The organism is Virgibacillus necropolis (assembly GCF_002224365.1).
Lineage (GTDB): Bacteria > Bacillota > Bacilli > Bacillales > Amphibacillaceae > Virgibacillus_F > Virgibacillus_F necropolis.
Genome location: NZ_CP022437.1, coordinates 1,093,623 through 1,119,934, shown reverse-complemented (window position 1 = coordinate 1,119,934; position 26,312 = coordinate 1,093,623). Strand labels below are relative to the sequence as shown.

General features: G+C 36.3%; 27 protein-coding genes. 12 read left to right on the top strand and 15 right to left on the bottom strand.

The features are described from left to right. Positions 1–16: 16 nt before the first annotated feature. The 9 genes from CFK40_RS05175 to CFK40_RS20930 all read right to left on the bottom strand — a co-directional run bounded on the left by CFK40_RS05175 (position 17) and on the right by CFK40_RS20930 (position 7,470). Positions 17–967, bottom strand: coding sequence for a sugar kinase (locus tag CFK40_RS05175; protein WP_089531198.1), 951 nt, complete (start codon positions 965–967; stop codon positions 17–19). A gap of 19 nt (positions 968–986) precedes the next feature. After that, on the bottom strand, positions 987–1,676 hold the full coding sequence (gene rpiA, locus CFK40_RS05170; RefSeq protein ID WP_089531197.1) for a ribose-5-phosphate isomerase RpiA: 690 nt from the start codon (positions 1,674–1,676) through the stop codon (positions 987–989). Positions 1,677–1,700: 24 nt separating this feature from the next. Next, positions 1,701–2,987, bottom strand: a complete 1,287-nt coding sequence (locus tag CFK40_RS05165) for a TRAP transporter large permease (RefSeq protein ID WP_089531195.1) — start codon at positions 2,985–2,987, stop codon at positions 1,701–1,703. Next, positions 2,987–3,472 carry a TRAP transporter small permease gene (locus tag CFK40_RS05160; protein ID WP_089531194.1) on the bottom strand — a complete coding sequence of 162 codons (486 nt, stop codon included), beginning with the start codon at positions 3,470–3,472 and terminating at the stop codon, positions 2,987–2,989. The genes CFK40_RS05165 and CFK40_RS05160 overlap by 1 nt, the downstream gene beginning before the upstream one ends. Before the next feature lie 16 nt (positions 3,473–3,488). Then, positions 3,489–4,508: a TRAP transporter substrate-binding protein gene (locus CFK40_RS05155; RefSeq protein ID WP_089531192.1), complete on the bottom strand. Its 1,020-nt coding sequence runs from the start codon at positions 4,506–4,508 to the stop codon at positions 3,489–3,491. A 26-nt stretch (positions 4,509–4,534) separates the two neighbouring features. Next, positions 4,535–5,179 carry a bifunctional 4-hydroxy-2-oxoglutarate aldolase/2-dehydro-3-deoxy-phosphogluconate aldolase gene (locus CFK40_RS05150; RefSeq protein ID WP_227001868.1) on the bottom strand — a complete coding sequence of 215 codons (645 nt, stop codon included), beginning with the start codon at positions 5,177–5,179 and terminating at the stop codon, positions 4,535–4,537. Between the two features lie 13 nt (positions 5,180–5,192). Further along, positions 5,193–5,750 (bottom strand): 6-phospho-3-hexuloisomerase, encoded by a 558-nt coding sequence (gene hxlB / locus CFK40_RS05145; protein ID WP_089531189.1) that lies wholly within the window; start codon positions 5,748–5,750, stop codon positions 5,193–5,195. 33 nt (positions 5,751–5,783) lie between these two features. After that, the gene (locus CFK40_RS05140; RefSeq protein ID WP_089531187.1) at positions 5,784–6,788 is read right to left on the bottom strand and encodes a LacI family DNA-binding transcriptional regulator; all 1,005 of its coding nucleotides are present in this window, start codon (positions 6,786–6,788) and stop codon (positions 5,784–5,786) included. A gap of 472 nt (positions 6,789–7,260) precedes the next feature. Continuing rightward, positions 7,261–7,470, bottom strand: a complete 210-nt coding sequence (locus CFK40_RS20930; protein ID WP_161493836.1) for a hypothetical protein — start codon at positions 7,468–7,470, stop codon at positions 7,261–7,263. A gap of 60 nt (positions 7,471–7,530) precedes the next feature. Here CFK40_RS20930 and CFK40_RS20925 point away from each other — a divergent pair, with 60 nt between their 5' ends. Next, entirely contained in the window at positions 7,531–7,689 is a 159-nt protein-coding gene (locus CFK40_RS20925; RefSeq protein ID WP_161493835.1) for a DUF2642 domain-containing protein, read from the top strand. An 18-nt stretch (positions 7,690–7,707) separates the two neighbouring features. Further along, a complete protein-coding gene (locus CFK40_RS05130; protein WP_089531184.1) occupies positions 7,708–7,923 on the top strand; it encodes a DUF2642 domain-containing protein in 216 nt (71 codons plus the stop codon). A 339-nt stretch (positions 7,924–8,262) separates the two neighbouring features. Here the strand turns inward: CFK40_RS05130 and CFK40_RS05125 are convergent, their stop codons facing one another. Beyond that, a complete protein-coding gene (locus CFK40_RS05125; RefSeq protein ID WP_089531182.1) occupies positions 8,263–9,201 on the bottom strand; it encodes a Gfo/Idh/MocA family protein in 939 nt (312 codons plus the stop codon). A gap of 146 nt (positions 9,202–9,347) precedes the next feature. Between CFK40_RS05125 and CFK40_RS05120 the strand changes: the two genes are divergently transcribed. From CFK40_RS05120 to CFK40_RS05110, 3 genes are all read left to right on the top strand, one after another. Continuing rightward, on the top strand, positions 9,348–10,271 hold the full coding sequence (locus tag CFK40_RS05120; RefSeq protein ID WP_089531180.1) for a glycosyltransferase: 924 nt from the start codon (positions 9,348–9,350) through the stop codon (positions 10,269–10,271). A 15-nt stretch (positions 10,272–10,286) separates the two neighbouring features. Next, positions 10,287–10,967 (top strand): N-acetyltransferase, encoded by a 681-nt coding sequence (locus CFK40_RS05115; protein ID WP_089531178.1) that lies wholly within the window; start codon positions 10,287–10,289, stop codon positions 10,965–10,967. 62 nt (positions 10,968–11,029) lie between these two features. Next, positions 11,030–12,046 (top strand): D-glucuronyl C5-epimerase family protein, encoded by a 1,017-nt coding sequence (locus tag CFK40_RS05110; protein ID WP_089531176.1) that lies wholly within the window; start codon positions 11,030–11,032, stop codon positions 12,044–12,046. 141 nt (positions 12,047–12,187) lie between these two features. On the opposite strand, the gene wecB is transcribed toward CFK40_RS05110, so the two are convergent. After that, entirely contained in the window at positions 12,188–13,270 is a 1,083-nt protein-coding gene (wecB, locus tag CFK40_RS05105; protein ID WP_089531174.1) for a non-hydrolyzing UDP-N-acetylglucosamine 2-epimerase, read from the bottom strand. A gap of 161 nt (positions 13,271–13,431) precedes the next feature. Between wecB and CFK40_RS05100 the strand changes: the two genes are divergently transcribed. Further along, the gene (locus CFK40_RS05100) at positions 13,432–14,667 is read left to right on the top strand and encodes a glycosyltransferase (RefSeq protein ID WP_089531172.1); all 1,236 of its coding nucleotides are present in this window, start codon (positions 13,432–13,434) and stop codon (positions 14,665–14,667) included. A gap of 103 nt (positions 14,668–14,770) precedes the next feature. Here CFK40_RS05100 and CFK40_RS05095 read toward each other — a convergent pair whose 3' ends face one another. Next, positions 14,771–15,751, bottom strand: a complete 981-nt coding sequence (locus CFK40_RS05095) for a dTDP-glucose 4,6-dehydratase (RefSeq protein WP_089531170.1) — start codon at positions 15,749–15,751, stop codon at positions 14,771–14,773. Positions 15,752–15,779: 28 nt separating this feature from the next. Continuing rightward, positions 15,780–16,535 (bottom strand): SDR family NAD(P)-dependent oxidoreductase, encoded by a 756-nt coding sequence (locus tag CFK40_RS05090; protein WP_089531169.1) that lies wholly within the window; start codon positions 16,533–16,535, stop codon positions 15,780–15,782. A gap of 202 nt (positions 16,536–16,737) precedes the next feature. Here CFK40_RS05090 and CFK40_RS05085 point away from each other — a divergent pair, with 202 nt between their 5' ends. The 5 genes from CFK40_RS05085 (at position 16,738) to CFK40_RS05065 (ending at position 22,818) form a co-directional block, all read left to right on the top strand. Next, positions 16,738–17,937 (top strand): glycosyltransferase family protein, encoded by a 1,200-nt coding sequence (locus tag CFK40_RS05085; RefSeq protein WP_089531167.1) that lies wholly within the window; start codon positions 16,738–16,740, stop codon positions 17,935–17,937. A gap of 11 nt (positions 17,938–17,948) precedes the next feature. Next, entirely contained in the window at positions 17,949–19,178 is a 1,230-nt protein-coding gene (locus CFK40_RS05080) for a glycosyltransferase (protein ID WP_089531166.1), read from the top strand. Positions 19,179–19,229: 51 nt separating this feature from the next. Continuing rightward, positions 19,230–20,240, top strand: a complete 1,011-nt coding sequence (locus CFK40_RS05075; RefSeq protein ID WP_089531164.1) for a glycosyltransferase family 4 protein — start codon at positions 19,230–19,232, stop codon at positions 20,238–20,240. A gap of 115 nt (positions 20,241–20,355) precedes the next feature. Further along, positions 20,356–21,657: a nucleotide sugar dehydrogenase gene (locus tag CFK40_RS05070; RefSeq protein WP_089531162.1), complete on the top strand. Its 1,302-nt coding sequence runs from the start codon at positions 20,356–20,358 to the stop codon at positions 21,655–21,657. A 36-nt stretch (positions 21,658–21,693) separates the two neighbouring features. Then, positions 21,694–22,818, top strand: coding sequence for a DegT/DnrJ/EryC1/StrS family aminotransferase (locus CFK40_RS05065; RefSeq protein ID WP_089531160.1), 1,125 nt, complete (start codon positions 21,694–21,696; stop codon positions 22,816–22,818). Between the two features lie 20 nt (positions 22,819–22,838). Here the strand turns inward: CFK40_RS05065 and CFK40_RS05060 are convergent, their stop codons facing one another. Further along, a complete protein-coding gene (locus tag CFK40_RS05060) occupies positions 22,839–24,125 on the bottom strand; it encodes a glycosyltransferase family 2 protein (protein ID WP_227001867.1) in 1,287 nt (428 codons plus the stop codon). Positions 24,126–24,356: 231 nt separating this feature from the next. Here CFK40_RS05060 and CFK40_RS05055 point away from each other — a divergent pair, with 231 nt between their 5' ends. Further along, positions 24,357–24,893, top strand: coding sequence for a CotY/CotZ family spore coat protein (locus CFK40_RS05055; RefSeq protein ID WP_089531158.1), 537 nt, complete (start codon positions 24,357–24,359; stop codon positions 24,891–24,893). A 224-nt stretch (positions 24,894–25,117) separates the two neighbouring features. Here the strand turns inward: CFK40_RS05055 and CFK40_RS05050 are convergent, their stop codons facing one another. Further along, positions 25,118–26,302: a CdaR family transcriptional regulator gene (locus CFK40_RS05050; protein ID WP_089531156.1), complete on the bottom strand. Its 1,185-nt coding sequence runs from the start codon at positions 26,300–26,302 to the stop codon at positions 25,118–25,120. Between the last annotated feature and the right edge of the window lie 10 nt (positions 26,303–26,312).

The following is a 26,312-nucleotide window of genomic DNA, read 5'->3' as shown; positions in this document are numbered from 1 at the left end:
TGTTTCACCTCTTTCGTTATCTTTCAATCCGCTCTTTTTCACCAAGCTGTTCCTGTACGTCTTCATAATATGGTAATCCTTCATTGTCACCAACTACACTCACTACCATCGAGCCAATTGTATTAGCAAATCGTAACGTTTTTTCCAATGTCCAATTGTGTAAAATCCCATAAAGTATACCGGCATTGAAACCATCTCCTGCACCAACTGTATCTACAACCTTCGATGCTTTGATGGGAGGTGATTCGATTATCTCACCGTTATGGTAGCCAACAGCTCCTTTAGCCCCTTGTTTAACTGCCACATATGAAATTCCAAACGATTTGGCTTTTTCGATAATGGCTTTAGAATCTTTTTCCCCTATAATAATATCCATTTCTTCGTCGCCCGCAAGTAAAATATCGACGTGCGGTAGGATAGTGGACAATGCTTGTTTTGCTTCTTCTTTACTCCACATACGCAAACGAATATTTGGGTCAAAAGAAATTTTTAAGCCATGCTTTTTCGCTAATTCGATTGCTCGGTTAAGAATTTCGATATTCTTCGGATCAATTGCGGCGTAAATCCCGGTTATGTGCAGAATCTTTGCTTGTTGGAAATAGCTATCGTTTAAGTCTTCCGCCTTCATGCTTAATGTTGGAGATTTATCGCGGTAGTAAAAAGTCCGCACATTTCCATCTTCCATTATTTCTTTAAAATTTAATGAAGTTGGATACCCATCCACAAATTTGACCTGTGATACGTCAATTCCCTCACCACGCGCAAAAGTCTTTATATATTTTCCGAACTCATCATTGCCCAATCTGCTAATCCAGCCAGCTTTAAGTCCTAAGCGGGCGCAACCAATAGCCAAATTCAGCTCCGCGCCGCCTACTTTTTTCTCGAATGTGTTTACAAATTTCATCGGTCCTGTTGAGCTAGGGTTGAAGGCGATCATCGCTTCTCCAATCGTAATTACATCATTCACGCTATTACCTCCAAGTTTCCTATCTAGTATTAACTAGTGTTTCAATTTTTCCGTTTCGTGCAACGATTAACTTATCGGTCATTCCTACAAATAATCCAGTTTCCACGACACCGACTAGCAATTTCAATTTCTCATGCAAGCGCTTAGGGTTCTGGATATTATCAAACTTGCAATCTAAAATATAGTTCCCGTTATCAGATACAAATACACGATTATCTTTTTTCCGTAATGTTGGAACACCACCAAGTTCGGCGATGTTCCTTGCTGTTAACTCAAAGCCAAATGGTACTATTTCAACTGGCAGGGAGAAAGCACCTAATTGCGAGACGATTTTTGATTGATCAGCAATAATAATTAGTTCACTAGCCATCGCATCGACAATTTTTTCCCTGACAAGCGATCCTCCTCCGCCTTTTAGAAGATTCAACTGATCGTCTATTTCATCTGCACCGTCGATGGCAAGATCAATAGTAGTGACGTTAGAGAAATCTGTTAACGGAATTCCATATTCTCTTGCCAAGGTTTCTGTTTTTATCGACGATGGGATTCCTTTAATAGTAAGTCCATCTTGTACAAGCTCACCTATTTTCTTCAGCATCCAATTTACGGTGGAACCTGAACCTAATCCAACCGTCATACCACTCTTTATATAGGTAACCGCCGCTTCAGCAGCTAGCTTCTTGTTATTAAATTGTTCTACCAAAATCATCGATCCTTTCTATAATCAACTCAGCTAAAACAAACTTGGATTAATCATTCTCGGAATATAAAACGCAATATCTGGTAGAAATGCAATAAACAGTAAGACAACAATAATTATAGCGATATAGGGTATCACTGCCACAAACGATCGTTCAATCGACATATTCCCAATTTTCGCCGCGAGTAATAAGCATAATCCATATGGTGGTGTAATGAGCCCAACTGCTAACGTAATAACAACGATTAATCCGAGATGTACGGGATCAATTCCAAACTCTAAAGCTGTTGGTAAAATGACCGGTACAAATAGAATCATTGCTGGTATTGCATCCATAAATGTACCAATGAATAGGAAAAACGCGATAATTATGATAAGGAATAACCATTTTGCACTCACATTATTTGTAAAGAAGTCCTGTGCTATCGTTCCAAGTTGATAGTAACTCATCAATTCCCCTAAAGCACTTGCGGCCGCTAATGCAAATAGCGAGAGCGAGCTTAATGCTAGTGTATCCATTAGTATCTTTGGTAAATCTTTGACCTTTAATGTTTTATAGTACAACATACATACAATTAATGTATATAGGGATGCTACTGCAGCAGCTTCTGTTGCAGTAAAGAACCCAGAGATAATTCCCCCAATTATAATAATGGGTGTTAGTAACGCAGGAATGGCTTGTCCAAATAGCTTGACAAACTTTTTGAATTCTACGCGTTTAGCCCTCGGGTAATTTCGCTTAACGGCTATAATATAAACAAATACCATCATACTTAGTCCAATTAATATACCTGGTATAATCCCGCCCAGAAATAACGCACCAATGGAAGCATTTGTTAGTCCAGCGAAAATGATCATCGGAATACTGGGAGGGATAACAACACCAATTGTTGAAGAGGCAGCTGTAACCCCCACAGAAGTTTCCTTATCATAACCATTCTTTTGCATGCTTGGAATAAGAATTTTCCCTACCCCGGCTGTATCCGCTTGTGATGCACCAGAAACTCCTGCAAACATCATGGATACTAGTATGTTCGAATGTGCAAGACCTCCACGGATCGGACCGACAATGGCTAAAGAAAGATCGATTAACTTCTCTGAAATTTTCCCGGAATTCATCAAGTTAGCGGCTAAAATGAACAGTGGAACAGCTAACAATACAAAGGAGTCCAGCCCATTCACCATTTTCATCGGTACGGTCGCTTCAGGTGTGTAAGGAATATCAAAAATCCCGAGTAATGCCACAATTCCAATTACAAAGGCAATCGGTATGCCAATAAGCATCAATATAATAAATAGTCCAAGTAATAGAAATCCCATTATTCACTTACCTCCTTTGCCTTGAGCAATTGAATATGGTTCATCAAATGTGACACGGAATAGATTATCATCGTTCCAGCCATGATTGGAATAGCGATCCATATATAGCCCATTTTCATTTCTGGGATCGACGCCCATGTATAGTTCCAGAACTCACTGACAACCTGTATACCTAGCAAGAAAATAATCGTATTAAAGACAATTAACACCAAATCATTAAAAATGTTTAGCGAAGCCTTTTTCTTACCCTGCAGCTTTCTTAAAAAGAAGTCAAAGTTAAAGTGCTCACGACGGTTAACCATTACCGCAGCCCCCATAAAAATGGCCCAGATGAAGGAATAGTTTGCAACCTCTTCCGTCCAGATGACTGATATTCCCATATATCTTGTAACTATTTGCAGGACAATTACCAAAAAGAAAATACATAAAAATATGACCCCTACTGTAATCTGCAATTTTTCAAGGGCTTGTACAAAACGTTTCACAGTTATCCCTCCTTAGTTATTTCAATTCTCTTATCTTCTCCAACATGTCTATTACCCCGATTTCTTTTGCAAAATTATCCTGAATCGGTTTAGCTATTTCAATAAAGGGCTCTCGATTAATTTCATTAACGACTGCCCCTTCTTCAATTGCTTTTTCTTTATATTTCACTTCCTGTTTCTGTGTTACAGCCCGTTCAGTCTTCACGGATTCTTTTGCAGCCTGTAAAATAATCTTCTGGTGCTCTTTGGAATACTTATCAAATTTCTCTCCATTAATTAGTAAGAACCTTGTTGTATAATCATGTGCTGTCTCCGTTATATACTTACCGTTCGGTGTTGTATGGTGGGCCTGTTGTACAAAAAACGGATACGCATTTTCAGCGGAATCAACAACATCTTGTTGTAACCCCTGATAAAGCTCTCCCCACGAAATAGATGATGGAATTGCCCCTGTCTGCTCCCAGAACTCTGCTACTACACCAGATGTCTGGGTACGTATTGACATACCTTCTAAATCATCAACTGATTCCAATGGTTTCTTCCCATAGAAATGTCGGACACCAGCTGTCCAATACCCTAATAACTTAAATGAATTGTCTGATTTCTCATTTAAGAGGTTAGCCATCTTTTTCCCGACTTCACCGTCCACTACCTTCAACCAATGCTCATAGTCTTGAAATAGATATGGAGTTGAGAAGAATCCTATTTCTTGAATTCCCGTTTGTGTCATAAATCCAGGAGATGCTACAACTACATCGGCAGCTCCTAATTGAAGTTTTTCCACCAGCTCCGATTCTTCCGTACCAATCGTTCCAGCATGAACTTCTACTTCAATCGTTCCATTTGATTCTCTCTCTGCAACCTCTTTAAACTTTAATAATCCCGCTTGATACGGACTATTGGGTGAAGTTTGGTTATGAGCTGCGATGATCTTAATCTTTCCATCTCCATCAGCGTCGACTTGTTCCGAGCACGATGAAAGAATTAAAACAGATGCCAGAACAAGCAAAATGAAAGCGTTCTTAAATTTCCCCATTATTCCAAAGCTCCCTTCTTTGTCTATCACGATTTTTTTCGTTCATTCAGTTTAGCTACATAGTGCTCGGCATTAATCGTAAGCTGTCTATAGTCTTTCTCTGTTTCTAGCATTTTTGCATTTACCAGATTACTACCAATTCCAACTGCCACACTTCCCTTATCAAGGTATTCATTCATGTTTTCTAGCGTAATACCCCCAGTTACCATTGCCTGTACATGTGGTAGTGGCCCTAAAATGTTTTTAATATAGCCCGGCCCAAATGTATCTGCTGGAAAAATCTTCACCATTTTTGCCCCGTGCTCATAGGCAGTCAGAATTTCCGTGGGCGATAAAACTCCAGGAATATTTAACACCCCGTACCGATTTGTTAATTTTAACGTATCTGTATTCAATGTAGGGGAAACAATAAATTCAGCGCCCGCCAGCAAAACTGCCTTAGCAGTCTCTGGATCCAGAACCGTACCCGCTCCTATACATACTTCTTCATGCACATGATTGACGGCAGCTTCTATTACGTTACCAACGTTTGCAGTCTCAGCAGTTATTTCAACCACCTTCACTCCACCTTTGGATAAAGCCTCAAGTATCGGTACTATATTATGTTCATCTGCATGACGAATGACCGCCACTATTTTATTCGTCTTAATCATTTCTATTGGTGTCATCATGTGTACCTCTTCTCTATTCCAAATTTGCGTGCTTTTGAAATAAGCTTGAATTGTCCCTTTGTTCGGCTTGCTGTTGCAAAAGATAGACGACAATTCCATCCAAAAGCAAGTGCACGGATTGATCAAATTGACTTCCGAGCGGTTGGATAGTATCTGGTTCCGATTCATGTCTGTTCTTTGTTGCTGCAGGAATTCGTAAGGAACAATCACTTAGCTTTCCAATCGGTGAATCTTCATTCGTTGTAACTAAAGCAATCCTCGTATCAATTTCTTTTGCTTTTTTCGCGTATTCTTTTAATGAAGCCGTATTGCCTGAACCGGAAATAATAAGTAATAAGTCGCTTGATTCAATACTCGGCGTTATGGATTCCCCCACAACATATACAGTAAAATCCATATGCATTAACCGCATCGCTAGCATTTTCCCTATTGCGCCAGAACGCCCAGTTCCAGCAATGAAAATTCGTTTCGCATGTTGAAGTTCATTTGCAAAAACCACCGCTTGATCAGAATCTACTTTCTCTAACACTTCTGTTATTTCTTTAACAACTGTATCTGTAATAGTTTTCACTAGAAATTCCTCCTAAATAAATATCTTATTGGTCTAACATGATTCTCGTTTAATTAGGTTCGGTTCAAACCTATATACATCCAATATACCCTCATTACTTTTATTCCTGATTCTACTTAATAACAATTCAGCTGCTTTCTCCCCCATTTGAAATGCTGGTTGTGCAATCGTTGTAAGTGCCGGACTATAAATGCTTGCATACGAAACATCATCAATACCTATTAGCGCTAAATCTTTTGGAATAGTAAGTTGTTGTTTTTTTGCATACGTTAGAATTTCAAATAAAACCCTATCATTTAACGCCACAATTGCCTCTGGGGGCTCGGCTTGAGTTAACATATGGTGAATTTTCACTTCTAAATCAGTTATTTCACCACTTACTAAATAATCGGGGTTAAATGGAATACCATGCTTTTGTAATGCCTGTTTATATCCATCAATTCGCTCTACCCTGGACGTTACACAGGAACTAAGTGGCGGCGCAATCATCCCGATCCTCTGATACCCATCCTTCACTAGCTGACTTACTGCGATTAAGGAGGCTTTATTATTGTCGAGCATTACAGTAGGAACAGGCACACCAGTGAGAATTCTATCCATAAATACAACTGGATAATTAGCCTTTATTAATTTGTTGTACAGTTCAGCATTCCCACCTGTTGGGAATGCGATAATCCCGTCTACCTGTTTAGCACGAAGCATATCGATATACCGCTTTTCCTTCGTTGGATCATCATCGGCATTACAGACAATAATATGGAAATTAGATTCGTTGCAGTAATCTTCAATAGCTCGAATAACCTGTGTGGAAAATACATGGAGGATATTCGCAACAATCACACCGATGGTCATCGTGGATTTTTGTTTTAAGCTCCTCGCCACTATATTTGGACTATAACCCAATTCCTCAATTGCTTTTTCAATTTTCACCTTTGTTTCTTTGCCCATATAGTCGAAACGTTCATTTAAAAATTGGGAAACTGTACTTTTTGAAACTCCAGCTTGTTCTGCTACATCAGCCATCGTAATCGCTTTCATATACTAATCTCCTAAATCTACATATTATATAAATTATTACTAAACCGATTTAGTAAACCGATTTAGTAAAAGTATAAAACAAATGAAAACGTTTTACAAGACATTTTTTGAATTTATTCTTTTTTCTTTGATCTTTTTATTAAGATCATAGGATTAGTGGTACCCATTTTTGTTAAAGTTGAAAAAGGCGCTTCATGCTAAGACAGTCACCCTTACTATTTGAACCTTTTAACATAATATAGATTAAACGGGTAGAAGGAGGAGAGAACATATGTCATATATCCACAATAAAAAACTTGTAATAGCAAGTCAAAGGTATCGCAAAATGCGTCACAAATCAGAATCATGCGATTCATGCAATAACCATAAGAAGTGTCACAAATCAGAACCATGCGATAAATGCAATAACCATAAGAAGCGTCACAAATCAGAACCATGCGATAAATGCGATAACCATAAGACGCGTCACAAATCAGAACCGTGCGATAAATGCGGTAACCATAAAAAGTGTTACAAACCAGAACGATGCGATAGATGCGGTAACCATAAGAAGTGTCACAAACCAGAACCGTGCGATAAATGCGGTAACCATGAGAAGTGTCGCAAACCAGAACCATGCGATAGATGCTGTAACCATGAGGAATGTCACAAACCAGAACCATGCGATAGATGCTGTAACCATGAGGAGTGTCACAAACCAGAACCATGCGATAGATGCGATAACCCCAATCCACTTAGAGAAGTGCTACGTAATTTAGTCAATCAACAAGTACAAGTTACTACTCCATTTGGTACAGTTACCGGAACACTGATTGCCGTAAAGTATAATTATATCGTAATTAGTGAAAGTTCTGGAAATCAAGTACTGGTCCGAACTGAAAAAATCGAATTTGTCGGTTAATTATAAAGGAGGGATTAGATGTTTGAAGAGACTTTTGCTGCCGAACTAGCCAATCGTATTGGTTCAAGAGTTGAAGTAGCCACAGATAACAATTTGATTGAAGGAATTCTTTCAAATGTTACCGAAGATTCGGTTCGAGTTGACGTTAATGGCGGCTATGGAGGTTATGGGCAAAATCGCCTATTTATCTCAATAGATGCTATTAATTTCGTTCGTTTTCCTTTAGTAGCATAGAATTAATTTCAAACTTGCAAACAGGCAGAGATAGGGTATTTTTTAAATATCCTATTATCTACTTTTTGTGTACGCTATCATAAAATTTCGACCTACTTATTAACAAATCCCGATTCTGATAATAGGAAATGATTTTGAAAAAATGGATTTTGTGAAATAATATTTATTTTATTTTCATACAGATAACTATAAGCTATTTATTTCTGTTTAATAATTGTATAAATATAAAAAAGAGTACACAAGCGTGTACTCTAAAGTTTGTTTATTTAAGTTATGCAGATATTACTTATTAAAATAATTTATCTCTAATAAGTAATATCTTAATAAAAACATGAGATGTTAGGCTTTAATACTACTAATAGCCTCACTAATTTCATTTGTTATCATTAGTGCTTTAATTCCATCTTCTCCTGATACGGAAGGCTCTGTTTCGAACTTAATACAATTTAAGAAATCCAGCAACTGAACGCTTAATGGTTGTATAGAATTGTCAATCTGAATATGTTGAGTTAATGTTCCTAGAGTGTTACTTGCATCCTCTATAGAACGTGTTATTTTGATTTCTTTTTTTAAGATATCAGCTTCAATAAAAGCTTTCTCAGTAAGAATTCGAATGGTTCTAACTTTTCTTTTTGATTTAAAACTAGCCGTCAATTGCGCTGTAACCCCTTGTGAGGATCTAGTAATGACAACAGCATGTTTTGGTGTATTCTCAATGATTTTTCCAAGAGCATAAAACTCCGTGATTTTATCTTTAAGAAGTTCTTGCAAAATATAAAGATCATGAATCATTAGATCCTTTACAACATCAACATGTTTAATTCTTTCGTCATAGGGGCTCATTCTATGAAAAGCAATTCCGATAATATCTTCATTTTCTAATTCATTTGTAAGAACTTGAATTAATGGATTAAAAAGTTCTATGTGTCCCACTTGAATTTTAACTCTTGCTTTCTTAGCTTTGTGGAGTAAATCCTTAGCCTGGACGACAGTACTCGTAATTGGTTTTTCCATTAACATGTGTACTTCGTGTTGGATACAAATTAAGCCAATATCATAATGGAATTCAGTCGGTACAGCAACGCTGACAGCATCAACGGATTTAAGAAGTTCATTAATCGATTGAAACTGTTTTACTTTATATTTCTCAGCAATCTGATGTCCTTTCTTTTCATCATTGTCGTATATACCGACAAGTTGGCAATGATCATGCATCGATAAGTACGTTCGCACATGATTTTCTCCCATATTTCCTGTTCCAATTACACCGACTTTCATAAAAAATCTCCTCACTCTTTATTACTACTCACTTTATATCCTATGCGCCAGCTACTAAGTGAGATAGACTACCATAACGAAAAAAACAAATTTGGCGTTTGTCCTGTTATCAAATACTAGACTTTTGGAAGAGAAGGAAGGAAAGCATGATTAACGTATTGTTTATCGCTGAAGATACATCAAGCCTGCTAAACAAGAACTTTTATTATTTAGAGCAAGAACTTAGTAATATAGTAAATTTAACGATATGGAGAAAACCTGGCCACATTAGCTATATTTTGAAACAGCTACCCACTCGCCCTGACTTTATATTGCTGTTAAATGACATTGATAAAGAAATGTCACCAATGGTTAAGGGACTTGCAAATATCGATATTCCAACAGGACTATTTATAAATGATGTTCACCGTTTTACGAGCCTTAGAAGAAACTATATAGCTAAAAATAATATTTCTTATTTGTTCACTGTTGTTCGAGATAAATTCATAGAAACATATCCGGAATTTGAAAATAAAATGGAATGGTTTCCTCATTTTGTTAATATAGAATTATGTAAGGACTATGGGTTAGAAAAGGAAATAAACTTATTAATGATGGGCGCTATAAACGACTTTTATCCATTAAGACAAAGAATAATTAAATCGTACGAAGGAAACACGGACTTCGTTTATCACCATCATCCAGGTTATCGAAAATTAAGTGAACAAGAAGAGAAACAACATTTTATTGGCCAATTGTACGCTAAAGAAATTAACAGGGCCAAAATTCTTTTTACCTGTCCATCAATCCTAAATTACCCTGTTATAAAGTATTTTGAAGCGCTTGCCTGTAAGTCTCTACTGTTAGCCCCAACTTTTAAAGAGTTGGAGGATCTTGGATTTATTCCTGGATTTCATTTTGTACCAATAGACGAAAACAACTTCAAGGAAAAAGCGGCATATTTTTTAGCGAATGAAGCGGAACGACAAAAGATTGTTGAACAAGGATACAATTTTATCCGACAAAAGCATTCTGTTAAACGACGAACTCAACAGCTTGTTAAAAAAATAGAAAGCATACTCCATAAATAAAAAGGAGGTTTTCACTTGTCTACTATTCCTGAAAGTGCTCAACTCGGAAATCACACCGTCATTGAAAAAGATGTAACCATTGGTAAAAATGTTGTAATTGGTCATCATACAATCATTTTGCAAGGTACCCAAATTGGTGATAATGTCGCGATTGGTTGTAATTGTGTCCTTGGAATCCAACCAAACACCAACCAAAGAATGCGAAAGATTTCCCAGATTGATAATCCGTTAGTTATTGAGTCTGGTACACGAATAGGACATTTGGTTTCCATTTATTCTGGTGCCCAAATTGGAAAAGATGTGTTTATTGGAGATCACGCAAGTATTAGGGAGAATGTTTCGATAGGTGAAGAATCAGTGGTTGGAAGAGCAGCTATTGTTGAATTAAATACTAGGATAGGAAAATCTTGCACCATTCAAACGCTAGCATATGTAACAGGTGATACTACACTAGAGGATCATGTTTTTATCGGTCCCTGTGTGTCGATGTCAAATGATAAGTACATGGGTGCTCAATCTTATTCCCTAAAAGGACCCTATATTAAAAAGGGAGCTAAAATTGGTAATAATGCGTCACTATTACCAGGTGTCTCCGTTGGTTCCAACACCATTGTAGGGGCTGGTTCCGTTGTTACAAAGAATATGGAAGACAACATTGTTGTTGCGGGGATTCCTGCAAAACAAATTAATTCTTAAATTGTTCCTGCTTTTCTAACCTTTTAGGAACGGAATTATTCAATTAAGTGGAGGTGAAAAGTTTGGAATCAAAACAAATCGATGATTTCAAAGTTGTGATGCATGATCAGTTTGAGTCTGTGGGGAAGAAAATAGGAAATGAACTTTTTGTACCCTTTCCCTTATTAGAAAAAGGATACCACGCAGAAAAAGTGTGGATAGAAAAAGAGAAAACGTTAAAAATCCACGTGACCAATGCACGGTTTTCTGAAATTAACCACTATGATTATAAAGGAAATTATTTGCATTACGATAAAAACAAAGTTGAAAATTGGAATGTAGAATTTAACAGTGATGGGATTCCAAAAACAGTTTATTCTTATGGGAAATATTATAACCCTTCTACTATTGCTCAATATGGCTTACAACATTACAGTCTTTATTTAAATAACAACGATGAGGTAAGTAAAAAGAAATTTTTACTGATGGCTGATTGGTTTATAAACAATCAGGATTCTCTAGGTGGTTGGGCTTATCAGTTTGATCTTCACTTTTATCCCAGTAGGCTTACTAAATTAAAAGCTCCATGGTATTCGTCAATTGGATTAGGAATGGCAATGTCGGTTTTATCGCGTGCATCCTTCCTCACGAAAAACAAAAAGTACAGTAAAAGTGCATTAAAAGCTACTAGTATTTTTAAAATACCTTCAAACAAAAATGGTATTATGGCTAAATTTGAGGAGAAATTTTTATTTTATGAAGAATGTCCAACTGATCCCCCTAGCTTTATTTTAAATGGCTTCATGTTTTCTTTGATCGGATTATACGATCTATACAAAGAAACAGTCGATAGTGATACTAAAAAGTTATACGATGATGGGGTTACTACCTTAAGAAGAATGCTTCCACTATACGATTTAGGAAACCGTACAGCATATGATCTCACTCATTATACAACAGATGGAGGTTTTCCAAATGTAGCAAAGTGGGGGTATCACATAACACATATCCATTTGCTGTCCGCATTAAATTCTATTGAAAAAGACCCGAAAATGAATGAAACCTTAATAAGATGGAAGAAATATGTAAAAGGAACTTGAAAGTTGATGCAATGAATTTTTCATTTCTTTTTTAGTCTACCGTACAAACACCAAAAAGAGGTGAAATCAATCCACCTCTTTTTATTCCTTTATGGCCTTTGTTTTTGCCTTCCTTATGTTAAAAAATATGAAAACCCCAACCTATAATCTTTCAAACCCTTCTACTAAGATCTCGTTTATTTTTTGCGAAGTTTTACCATCCCCGAAAAGAGGAGGATGTTCTTTAGGAAATTGGATCGCCTTTACGGTATCCACTATTTGCTGCGTGTCGGCACCTACTAAATGGTTCCAACCTGTCTGTAACGTTTCGATCCACTCTGTTTCATCCCTGAGCGTAATACAAGGAACTTTAAGCATGTATGCTTCTTTCTGTAACCCTCCTGAATCAGTTAGAATTACATTTGCCTGAGAAGCAACAGTTAACATGTCAAAATAGTTTAAAGGATCTACAATTTTGATATGAGGTGCAGAAATTAGTTCCATTAACTTAAACTGGTTAACTTTACTTTTCGTCCTAGGATGTAGCGGAAGAACCACATCCATTTTTAATTGTTGAAGGGCCTCAAGAATTGATTTTAAGCGTTCTGGTTCATCAGTGTTTTCGGCCCGGTGAACGGTTGATAGATAATAATTATTTTTTTTAAGAGATAAATCGTGTAGGATGGTAGATTGCTGCAAAGCAAGAGGTTTATAGTAAAGAACTGAATCATACATTATATCTCCTGTTAGATATACCTCTTTAACAATCCCTTCTCTCTTTAAGTTTTCAGTGGCCGCTTTAGAAGGACAAAATAACCAATTAGAGAGATGGTCTGTGACCAGTCGATTAATCTCTTCTGGCATTTTCTTATTAAAACTACGCAGTCCGGATTCTACATGGGCTATTGGAATATGAAGCTTCGATGCCGCCAAACTCCCAGCAAGAGTAGAATTTGTATCTCCATATACTAATACAATATCCGGATTGACGGAAATCATAACCTTCTCTAGCTCCACTAACATTTTGGCTGTTTGTTTTCCATGAGATCCAGAACCGACTCCCAAATAATAATCTGGTTTTGGGAGATTCAATTGCTTAAAAAAAACAGCAGACATATTATCATCATAATGTTGTCCAGTGTGTACGATAACCTCTTCAATTTTTGAATTGGATTTTATAGCTTTAGATAACATGCATGCTTTTATAAATTGTGGCCTCGCTCCTACTACTGTTAAGATTTTCATTTCTTTCTCCTTTCTAAAAACGTTAATCCTTTATTTACAGTCCATATATTTGATATTTGGCATACCTTTTCCCGCTATTTTGAACATGATTTCAAAAGAACCAAATATAATAAAAAGAGTTAGGTCGATAAAAATAAATTTATTACAAAGGAGCAAATAAAATGCAGAAAAAGATATGTATGCTAGTAGCGGAACACCCATTTTTAGATTCGAGGATTTTCAAAAGGGAAGCGAAAAGCCTGAAAAAGCTAGGTTATGATGTAACCCTGATTGTTCCTAGAAAAGATGGTTATCTTTTTGACATAGACGGAACGCCTCTCAAAGATCAATTTTTAAGTCAAACATTTACCCATGAAGGAATTACCATCGTGACGTATGATTATGAAGAAAGTAGAACCCCATTAAGTAAAGTGTTGTCTCCTGAATCCCTTTGGGAACAAGGGTTTAAAAACCCTTTAACTGAACTAGGTGTTCAACAGGATGCAGATATTTATCATGTACATGAATACCTATCCCTTTTTGCTGGAATTGGAGTAAAAAGGATGTTAAAAAAAAGCAATAAAGAAATTAAATTAGTCTATGACAGCCATGAGCTGACTCCAGACCCCTTTGATTCAAGAAATCCCAAAGAATTAAGAAGTAATTTAAAGGAAAAACTCATGATAATGCTTAAAGAAGTTGATCACATAATCACCATTTCCCACTCTATAAAATCATGGTTTATTTCCCAAAATCCTACTTTGCCAGTAGAAGTCATCTATAATTCACCCCCACTAGCTAAGGACTACCAACCGAAAAACTATAACGGTAATAGCTTGGTTGCATGTTATGAAGGAAACATCGACCACAAAAGAGGAAGTAAAGATAAAATTATTCAGATTTCAGAAATCAGCTTAAAAACAATCGATTTTCAATTTAAGGTGATTGGTGGGACACGGTATGGTGATTCTTTTATCCTTCCCCATCATCTACGTGACAAAATTAAATTAACAGGTTGGGTAGATTATTATTCTATTGCTGAACATATGAAAAATGTGGATGTGGGCTGGATTGATTATGAAGAATTAAACCAATCACTTAACCGTTCCTATGCTATGCCTAATAAATTTTTCAGTTTCTTAAATAATGGGGTTCCTATCTTGGTTAACCGGTGCCATGAGATGGAAGCCTTTATACGAACTCACCGATGTGGTCTAATCATTGATAAAAAAGATGCCACAGCAGAGGACTATGCCGAGGCCTTGCTCTACCTCTACAAAAATAAATCCCTTTTAAAAGAAATGAGTTTAAATGCTCGAAAAGTAATGGAAGAAATCTACTGTTGGGGGAAAATGGAAAAAAGATTAATGAATGTCTATAATCAGTTGACCAATAAAGCAGAAATATTTTATACGTAATAATGGGAGGTTAGATTCATTACAAAATCCCATGAGAACATACCCGTTCTCCACTTTAAGTAGATCCCTTCGAAAAGAAGGGATTATTTATCGATTATTGATGTTACTTCCGTGCCTCCTTTGCGACATTATCTTTCACCCAATTTACAGTGGCCACAATCCCATCTTTAAAGGGAGTTTTATCATACTGACCAACCATGTTTTGTAATTTTTTCACTGATCCTCTATGGCTATCAACATCAGCTTTTCGAATAGGCCTTCTGAGAACCTTCCCTTTATATTTCATAACGTCAATTATGGTTTCAACTACGTTTTCGATCGATAATTGTTGGTCTGTAGTAATGTTTACACACTCACCAGGCGAAATAATAGGGAAAACTTTTGATATTATGTCAACAGCATCTTCAACATAAATAAAATCCCTTGTTTGTTGACCAGGACCATGTATCTCGGGAGTATCCCCCTCTAATATTTTTTTAATTGTAAGAGGAATTACGCCAGCTAGAGATCCTTCAAAGTTTTGCCTAGGTCCATAATTATTAAAAGGTCGAACAAGAAAAGCATCCAAATCAAACATTCTAACATAGGACTGTAACATCATATCAGCTGAAGCTTTTCCTGCAGCATAAGTTGTCGTAGGGTCAAGGGGATGTTTTTCATCCATTGGTTTATATTGGGCCGAACCATATGCTTCTGAGGAGGAAAAATGACATAATGTTTGAAATGCCTTTTTTCTTTGAAGTTCCAACAAATTTTTTAGGACTAAAACGTTTGTCAAGAAAGCATTTGACGGATTTATAAAAGAATAATTTAAAGCTTTGGTGGCGCAGTTAAAAACGATGTCGATATCGTATTTTTCCATGATATAGTTAAGGGCTTCCTGATTCTCAGCATCATCCACATGAAGCACTGCACCTTTTTTTAATGCATGATTTAAATTTTCTTTTTTTCCAGTAAAGAGATTATCAACAATTATAATTTGAGCTGCCTCTTCTGTAAGCAGTTTATCTACCAAATGACTTCCGATAAAACCTGCCCCTCCAATAATTAAAACAGTGCTATTTACAAGTGACGGTCGTTTCAATCTTTGGCACTTCCCTTCTGTTTAGTTTTTAATAATTCAATCGAGATTGCCCGCCATCAACACTAATAGTGGAGCCCACAATCCAAGAAGCTTTATCAGATGCCAGAAATACAGCGACATTTCCAATCTCTTCGGTCTTCCCAAGTCGCCCCGCCGGGATTTTTTCTCGAGCATATTTTTTCAAAAAGTCAGGATCACGTTCTAATCGACGTTTCCACTCTTTATTTGGATGGAAGATGGCTCCTGGAGCAATTCCAATTACACGGACATTGTTTTTTATTACCTCAGAACTAAAAGATTTTGTAAAACTAATTAAGGCAGCCTTCGAAGCATTATAAGAAGGTAAACCACCTGATTCTTTTCCGTAGAGCGAGGAAATATTTAAGATTACTCCTCCCCCTTTACTTATCATCAGTTTACTGGCTAACTGACTTAAATGAACGGCAGTGATGAAGTTTAGCTCCATTGCTTCTCCAAAAACACTCGAAGGAGTATTTAACACCCCTTTCCCATGGGCAGATCCCACATTATTAACAAGAACATCAATAGCGCCAAAGTCATTCATAAATTCACTCATCAATTGCACTCTCTGATCATGCTTCCCAAGGTCTTTTGGATAAGTCAGTACCCCTAATTCTTCTTTTGCTTGTAAAAGTTCAGTGTTACTTCTAGCTACAATTCCAACATGAGCCCCTTCTTTAATGAAAGCTTCAGCTATCGCTTTCCCAATTCCTTTTGATCCTCCAGTCACTAACACCTTTTTTCCTTTCAGATTTAATTCCATCCTGTCCCCCCCAACACTTCATTACATCGTTACCATTTAAAAAAGAACCTTTTAAACCGGAAAACATAGTTAACTTATTTGTATGAATAATTCAGTTAGGATGTTAATACTTTATTAGGAGGACTCCAAAATACCACCATCAGCCATCAAGATTAAAGTATCAAGAAAAAGTGTCACAGAGATAAAGATGGGAGGATTAGAAATGAAAAAAAAGGTCTGTATGCTTTTATGCTACCTTCCCTTTCTAGATGCGCGTGTTTTCGAATGCGAGGCAAAGAGTCTTGTAAAGCATGGATATGAGGTTACAATTATTGCACCTCGAAAAGATAGCTTTTTATTTGATATAGACGGAAAACCATTTACTAATCGTTTTCGTGAAAAAAACTTTGATTACCAAGGAATTAAAATTGTAACTTATGATAGTGAAAAAAGGACAGCAAACCCTTTATCAGATCCCCTTTATCAATTGGGGTTAAAGGAAGAAGCTGATTTTTATCACGCTCATGAATTAAATTCATTCTTTTACGGAAAGGAAATTAAAGTCGCGTTAAGAAAACAAAACGGTAAAAATATTAAATTGATATATGACAGTCGACAGCTTATGCCAGATCCGTTTTCATTAAATATAAATGAGGAAACAAGGAAAAAATGGAAGGGGATGCTTCTTGAAAATTTAGAAGAAGTTGATTCTATCATAACAGTTTCTGATTCTATCAAATCTTGGTACTTATCCATAGATCCCCTACTTCCCGTAGAAGTTATATACAATTCTCCACCACTTACCACCAATTTTAACGTGAAAGGCGACGGAGACTACACCCAAAGATTTGTTGTAGCACATGAAGGAAACGTCTCCAAAGAAACCATCAAAAAAATATTTTCAGCAACTGAATCTTGTAGTAAGATCATGGATATTCTTTTAAAGTTAGTCGGTGGACCGAGACATGGTGAATCGATATCGATACCAAACCATTTACAAACTATTGTTAACCTATCCGGTTGGGTTAGCTATCATTCTCTTCCTAATGTTATGTCAGATGTCGATATTGGATTAATTGATTTAGATTCAACTCAATCACTTAACAATGCTTTTGCTATGCCTAGTAAATTCTTTAGTTATTTAAACAATGGTGTTCCTGTTTTAGTGAGCAAATGCAGTGACATGGAGAAATTTGTGAACACCTATCAATGCGGTCTCGTTCTCAACAAAGTGAATCCTGCTCCCTCGGACTATGTGAAGGGGATACTGTATCTTTATAGGAACAAGCCACAACTAAAACAAATGAGTATAAATGCTCGCAAAGTTATGGAAGAAATTTATTGTTGGGAAAAAATGGAACAAAGGCTGACCACGGTTTATTCTTCATTAGAGTCTAACCGAACCCAATACCTATTGTCATAGGCCGGAGGAAAATGATGGGTAAAAACGTCTGTTTTTTAGTATCTGAACATCCTTTTTTAGATGCACGTATTTTCAAAAAAGAAGCCAAAAGTCTCGTGAACCAAGGTTATAATGTAGCGATGATTGTTCCTAGAAAAGATGGTTATCTATTTGACGTGAATGGTAGTGTCTTTAATGAAAGCTTTCTATCTCCAACCTTTATTCATGAGGGAATCAAGGTAATTACGTACGAACAGATGTATCCTGAAAAAAATATCAAGGACCTTCATTACAATCTTCGTTCTGGAAACTATACACGTTTTACTGATCCGTTAACACAATTAGGGATTGCGCAAAAGGCTGATATTTACCATGCCCATGAGTTTTTTTCTCTCTATTCGGGCATTGGAATCAAACGTGCATTAACTTCAAAGGGAAAGCGTTGCAAATTAATCTATGATAGTCATGAATTAGAACCTGATCCCTTAAGCTATCAAGCCCAAAATATAAAAAAAATTAAAAAACAAATGCTCGAATATATGTTAAAAGAGTTAGACTACATAGTAACAGTGTCAGAGTCTATTAAAGCATGGTATCTCTCGATAGATCCTCAACTCCGGATAGAAGTGATTTATAATTCCCCTCCATTAGCGTCCAAATACGAACCAGGACAGAGTACTAAATCGGATCTTATCATTGTGTATGAAGGTGTTTTGAATCAGAAAAGGGGAAATTTCAATAAGCTGCTAGACGTATTGGAAATGTGTAATAAAACATTTGACCTGAAAGCCAAAATTATTGGAGGAACAAAAGGATCAAAACAAGATTGTAGCCCTTGTATTCCCCCCCACTTAGAAGACAAAGTGGACTTTACCGGGTGGGTAAGCTATGACTCCATTCCTGATGCCATGAAGAATGTTGATTTAGGATGGATAGATTTAGACGCTGCTAATTCCCTGAACAACAGCTTTGCTATGCCAAACAAGTTCTTTAGTTACCTAAATAATGGCGTCCCTGTTTTAGTAAATCAATGCAACGATATGGATAAGTTTATTCAAACGTATAAATGTGGATATACCGTCAAAAAATTACAGGCCACTGCTCAGGATTATTTTCAAGCACTACTTCTCCTCCATTCCAATAGAAGTAAAATCCATGAGATGAGTTTAAATTCACGCAAGGTAATGGAATCGCATTTCAGCTGGGAGCACATGGAAAAGAGATTATTCACAGTTTATAGCCGATTAGCCAAAGACATGTGATAAATCATAGCTGGAATATCGATAATTACCCAAGGGAAAGGATAGATATTTGTGAAAGTGCTACATATTCCTTATGGTTCTCCTATGATTGAGTTATGTCGCGCATTACGATTAAAAGGCGTTGACGCTACTTCCTGTCACTTTAGTGAAAACGCGTTTAAATTTAAATCTGATGAGTGCTTAAAGCTTAATTTGCTTACAAGTCACGACGAAAGAGAGAACAAAATAAAGCGTTTTTTACAGGAGGCTACACAACAGTATGACATCTTTCACTTTCATTTTGGTGAGACGTTTTTCCCTGATAAAAGGGATCTAGCCATTTTGAAACAGGCTGGAAAGAAAATGGTTGTCCATCATCACGGTTCAGACATTCGACTACTCTCAGTCGCTAAAAGCTTTAACAATCCTTATATCCGAGTAAAACCCGAATGGACCGAAGAAAAAATATATAAAAATGTAGCCACCTTATCAAAATATATCGATCATGCGATTGTCCAAGACCATGAATTAGAAGGATATATTTCAAATTTATATAAGCATACCCATGTTATCCCTCATACAGTTGATGTAAATCAATTCAAAGCCCAATATCCAGATGTCAAAAAGTCTTCCCCAATCATCGTCCACGCCCCTACTTTGCGGGATCTCAAAGGAACAGAATACATTTTAAATGCAGTAAATGAGTTGAAACGCTCGGGATTATCATTTCAATTTAAATTAATTGAAGGAATGACTTATGATGAAACAATAAATCTTCTTTCCCAATCAGATATCGTCATCGACCAGTTGAGAATCGGTGCCAGCGGTTATATTAGCTCAGAGGCCATGGCTTTTGGAAAACCCGTGATTTGCTATATAAGAGATGATTTAGTATCCAAATATCCCTCAGGATTACCCATAGTAAATGCTAATCCATCCACCATAACAAACGTATTAAAAGATCTCATTTTAAATCCGCAAAGGCGGAATGAACTTAGTATAAAAGGAAGAAAGTACGTTGAGATGTATCATCACGCTCCAATAGTGGCAGACCGCTATATTGAAATTTACAAGAGTTTATAAAGTTATTATCCTAAATCTTAGAAATCATTGGAAGATAAAGCAGTCCAATCACTTTAATTTTCAGCCACATAAACTATCAAGTGAAATTCTTAATAACCAGAAATGAGGTTGAAATATGATAATAGACCAAAGCCATTCATTGCCGAATGTGGCCGTTGTTGGCCTCGGAAAGATAGGACTGACTTTAGCTGCTGTATTTGCCAATAATGGATTTAACGTTTTCGGTTCGGACATAAATAAAGATGTCATTACTTTAATAAATCAAGGTAAATCACATATTAAAAATGAGCCAGGATTAGATCAGTTGGTCTTAAATGCTCATAAAAATAAAACATTATCAGCAACTACTGCAAACTCCAAAGCTGCTGCCCAATCGAATATAATAATTGTGATTGTTCCAGTTCTAGTTGATGAACAAAACAATGTAGATTACCAATTTATTGATCGGGCTGTTCAAGATATAGCCAAGGGAGTTAAAAAAGGCTCGTTAATAATCTTTGAAACAACACTTCCTCCTGGAGACACGAAAAATAGGTTCGGGAAAAAAATAGAAGAAATTTCAGGTTTGAGTTTGGGGGACGACTTCTATCTCGCTTATAGCCCTGAAAGAGTCTACTCTAATCGGATTATTCAAGATTTACAAACCTATCCAAAAGTAGTTGGAGGAATTAATAAGAAAAGTCTTGAACTGGCGTCAAATTTTTATAAAAAGGCTTTGAATTGCAAATTAATTGAAGTAAGCTCTTTAGAAACCGCAGAATTCTCAAAGGTTGCAGAGTGCGTTTACCGTGATGTGAATATCGCTCTTGCTAATGAACTTGCTCAGTTTGCAGAAGAAAAAGGCGTAAATATGTCAGAAGTGATCGAAGCTAGCAATAGTCAACCTTATTCGCATTTACATTCTCCTGGCATTGGTGTTGGAGGACATTGCATCCCCATCTATCCATACTTTTTTATAAATAAAGGATTGAATCGGGGATTGACCCCATTATCCAGGCAAATTAATGATAACATGGCTAATTATGCAATTTCAAAGGTTGAAAAAGGTGTAGAATCTTTGAAGGATAAAAATATCCTTATTTTAGGATTATCCTATAGAGAAAATGTAAAAGAGCCAACGAAATCAACTACCTTATTGCTAATTGATCAACTTAGGGATAAAAAGGCGAATCTCTTTGTAAACGACCCATTGTTTACAGATAGTGAAATTATTAAATATGGAGCTACCCCTTTATCCTTGAAAGATAAACTTATCACTGAAATTGATGTGGTTATCCTTCAAGCCTATCACCAAGAATATAGCAGTATAGACTTTAACAAGTTTAATAAATGTAAACTGGTATTAGACGGACGTAACAAATTAAATGAAAACGAAATAACCCGATTAGGCATTAAGTATGAGCGAATAGGAAGTTAACAAATATAAATAACGAAGGGTGGTTAAAACAACAAAATGCCAAACAACGAGTTTAGTCAGATACCAATGGTTGATTTAAAAGAAGAATTGAGATTAATAAGGTCCCCAATACTAGAGACATTAACCGAGGTCTTAGATAGTGGAGAATATATATTCGGGGAAAAAGGAGAGAAACTAGAAAATCTAGTAGCCCAATATGCAGGGGCTTCCTATGGACTTGGCGTAGCAAACGGGACAGATGCCCTGCAATTATCTCTAAAAGCATTAAACATTGGGCCTGGTGATGAAGTGATCACAACACCATTTACTTTCTTTGCCACCGGAGAAGCAATTGCACAGGTAGGAGCCAAACCTATTTTTGTCGACATAGAAGAAGAAACGTATAACATTGACCCATCCAAAATTGAAGAAGCTCTTACCCAAAATACAAAAGCCATAATCGTCGTACATTTGTATGGTCAAGTTGCTAAAATGAATGAAATAATGAAAATCGCTAAAACAAACAACGTGAGAGTCATAGAAGATGCTTGCCAGGCTATTGGGACAGAATATAACGGGAAGAGAGTTGGAGCAATAGGTGACATTGGATGCTTCTCTTTCTTTCCATCAAAAAATCTTGGGGCATTTGGAGACGCTGGTCTAGTAGTAACCAATCAAAGACTGTTATATGAAAAAGTCAGTAAACTTCGGAATCATGGCAGTGAAAAGAAGTATCACCATTCATCAATCGGTATGAATAGTAGGCTTGATGAAATTCAAGCAGCTATTTTGCTTGTTAAGCTAAATTATTTAGACACTTTTTTAGGTAAAAGAATAGAAATTGCCAAAAGGTATACGGAAAACTTCATCAATCTCTTAAAAGCTCCACCAATCTCAGAACATCGAAACCATACTTTTCATCAGTACTGTATTGAATTGGACGACAGGGATGAACTCGCTTCTGAACTAAAAAATAACGGTATTGCTTCAGCGATTTATTATCCCATTCCCCTCCACTTGCAGAAGGCCTTCCATTATCTTCATTATAAAGAAGGCGATTTCCCGATTGCAGAGAAGACAGCCAAAAGAATATTGGCACTTCCTATTTCCCCTACGCTATCTGTTCAAAAACAAGACTATATTATTTCAACAATAAAAAAGTTTATGAAGAACAATGGATAATGAAATATCCATTGTTCTCTTCAGTTAGGATTTAACGTTTCTAAAAAGTCATTCCACTTCGAGTCGTTATTTTTCGTGATGCTCTCATTGTGTTCCCGTACATTATAAACAGTAAAATCATGATAACAAAACCGGAAGTTTTTTATTAATCGATTCAACACACTTACGTCTTCATAAAGCCTCCCATTTTCAAACTCAACCACTGGAAATCCCCCCTCTTCTTTTAAAAATGAAGTTCGGTATATTCTTGGTCCAAGGGGAAAACGATAAGACAGTAATTCGGCTTTTCCGTTGATGGCAACCCCTTGAGTAACCCCTTTAAAAAGAACGTCCCCTTCTACCTGTTTCCACTTTCTGAGATTACCGTACAATACAGCAATATCCTTAGGAAGATCTGATAAATGCTTTTTAATAACGAAAACAGCATCAGGGTCAAGCCAATCATCCGCATCAAGTTCCAATATAAAGTCAGTCTTAACGTGTGATAATACATCGTTCAAAGCCTTTGCTTTCCCACCATTTTTTTTATTGAATACTTTCACTTGTTTCCCATCAGCCCATCGTTGTAATAGTTTATGGGAGTTATCCGTTGATCCATCATCCATAATTAATATTTGTTCTATCCGTTCATTTTGCAGGAGGCAAGAAGCAACGGCAGTTTCAACATACTTCCCCATATTATAATTTGACATTAAAACGGAAATTGTTGGGTGTTCCGTTTTGACTTTTTTCAGTTGATATTTTTGAATAAATTTTTGCTTTTCTTTAATATTAGCGGAATTATTCTTCCTTCCTTGCTTCACTAGACCTTCTTTAAACAATTTGGGAGAAATCTCTTTAGTTGAAAGCCAGGCAGGAAAAAAAGCCTCCTTGAATGGCAGCTGGTGGTTTGACAAAAATTTTTCCTTTTTAAGAAACGATGTGCGAATTAGTAAAGGATGATGGATAATGGTGTTTCGATTACGATAGAGGATCCCCAAAATTATTTCGGAATGAAAAAGTTTAAGGGACTCGATACTTATAGCAGGAGAAAGGTAGTCTGTATCATGAAGAATTAATACATAAGGAGTGGTTAGCTTATAGATAATATTGTTCAACATTTCCCCCAGATCGTTATGTGCAATAGGAATAAATTGAATCTTGTCAAACCAATCACATCCATGATCCATATTTAAAGACATATTTTGCTCTTGAAAAACCATAACGGATTCTAAACTAGAGTCAAGTTTTTTTAAAGAGAATAAAGCTTTATGCAATATTGCCTGATCGGAATAATGAACAAGAATTGCGGTTAAATCTTTCAACATCAAACCCTCCATCCTTTTAAAGATTAAGCACATGCATAGATATATTTATGATTTAAAAACGGTTTTATTCCCGTCAGTGTGGACGCTTTCCCCAAGATATCCACATAACCACTAAAATTCATGAGACAACTTACTCATTTTTACTAGAAATTAGGACTTCTATACAGACTCTTATAAACAACTTACATATATTAATAGTGATATACAACCAAAATGAAAGGAGAAATTTTTATGGGTTGTTATAAAGAAGGGGAAATGATTAAACCGAAACACTCCTCTGATGATTGCGTATGTGACGTAGTAAGAAATATTGTTAAGGCACAGGATCAAGTGGCAGATAACATCTGTTCGTCCAGCTGTTATCGTTCCATTCAACAATTACGAGGAAAAGGAAATGGACTTCAAAATACAACTATTCCCTTTATTCTTTATTGTAGTGGCACTTGTAAACCATTTATAGGGAGCGGAGTATTTCAGGCCCCTTTAGACACAAACGCAGAAACTTTCTTTGGGTGTATAGAGACACCAATTTTTCGGGCTAAACAATTTGTTGAAAACAATGACTGCTGTGTAAAACTGGAATTACTGTTACCTATTTCAGAGGGATACCAAGTTAAATCATATCACATGGATAATGTTAGTAAGGTGTGCTCATTTTTCTCAGAAGATGATCCAGTTACAGATTTTATGGCTACTGGCATATGTTTAACAGTTAATTTAGAACACTTTCTTGGTATTACATGTTTAGACCCTATTATTCCAAAATAAGCTTATAGTGAAAAGGATTCTGTTATCTATTAGTATATACGCCTCATTATACATGGAAGAAGCGTTTTTTAGTGTGAGGTGACAAACAAAGAAAAAAACCACTAGTCCAATGGCAATAAATTCATGCACATTAGGACTAGCAGCTTTTCAAAAGAATATTCCTACTCATTTAAAATGGTTTGGTAAGCTTCTTTCACTTCACCTCTATATGTGAATGAATTCACCTACGACGACTCTGCTTTCAACACAAAATACAAGAGTGTACAATGCTCAAATCTGCTCGTACATAGTCCAGTAAGGTTATCAATTTTTTTCAGGCGATATATTAATGTGTTTCGATGGATAAACAAGGCTTTTGCAGCTTGACTAATGTTCATATTGTGGTTGCAATAGACCATAAAATCATGTTTAAGTTCTGCATGAGCCTCATTAGTCATTAGTAATTTTAAACGTCGCACTACTATCTTTTGCATTTTCGGATCTAATTGATGTGGTAGCATATCAATCAATATATCCCAGTCATAATAAGAATAGATTTTAGAAGTAATCGATAACCTCTTTCCATATCTTATAAGCCAATCCGCCTGCTCATAGGATTGATTTAGGTCTTCAATAGATAAAAACATGTTTCCGGAAGCAATTCTGACATCATCTACTTTGTAGACACAAAACATTTCTAGCAACTTTTCACATCGATCCTTGAACCCCTTCATAAAATGCAAGAAATCATCTTCACTCTTGATTGATTTTAGGAATACGATTCTTTCCGTATTTAAAAAGGCACATATAGTTTGATCACTCTCTTCAAATGTTCGAACAACGCAGTTTAGTAATGTCTTTTTCAATCTATCACGCGGAATAGTTCCACCATTAGATTGTACATTTTTTAATAAGTAGTCACCAATATCAACTATAATGCATATTCGTTTCAGGTTTGGTTCTACAGTAAGCAATTTACAATAATGATTAATCTGATTACGGTTTACAGATTTGTTTAGCAATATGTATTGCACAAAGGATTCAAGCGTCATAGTCTCTAAATTCTCAATTTGCACGTGTAGCGTTTCCTGCCACATCATTTCTACGTATTTCTTGACCAAATAGGCATAGGACTCAACCTCATTTGGATTACCAATGATACCAAGTACACCAACAGTCTTGTTATCAAAGTTTAGGGGAACAGCAACCCCTGGTAATACATTGTCCATACTGGATGCCTTTTCCTCCGTGAATAAGATAACCTCGTTCGCTTTGATAACCTCAATTGATGGAGCATGTATGGTTCCGATTCTGGATGGATTTGTATCACCAATTATATACCCTTGTTCGTCGCTTACACTAATTGGAAAAGATAAAATTTCCGAAACCGCTTTCACCGTATTTTGTGCAAATTGCCTGAATCCATCCATCGCCTTAACC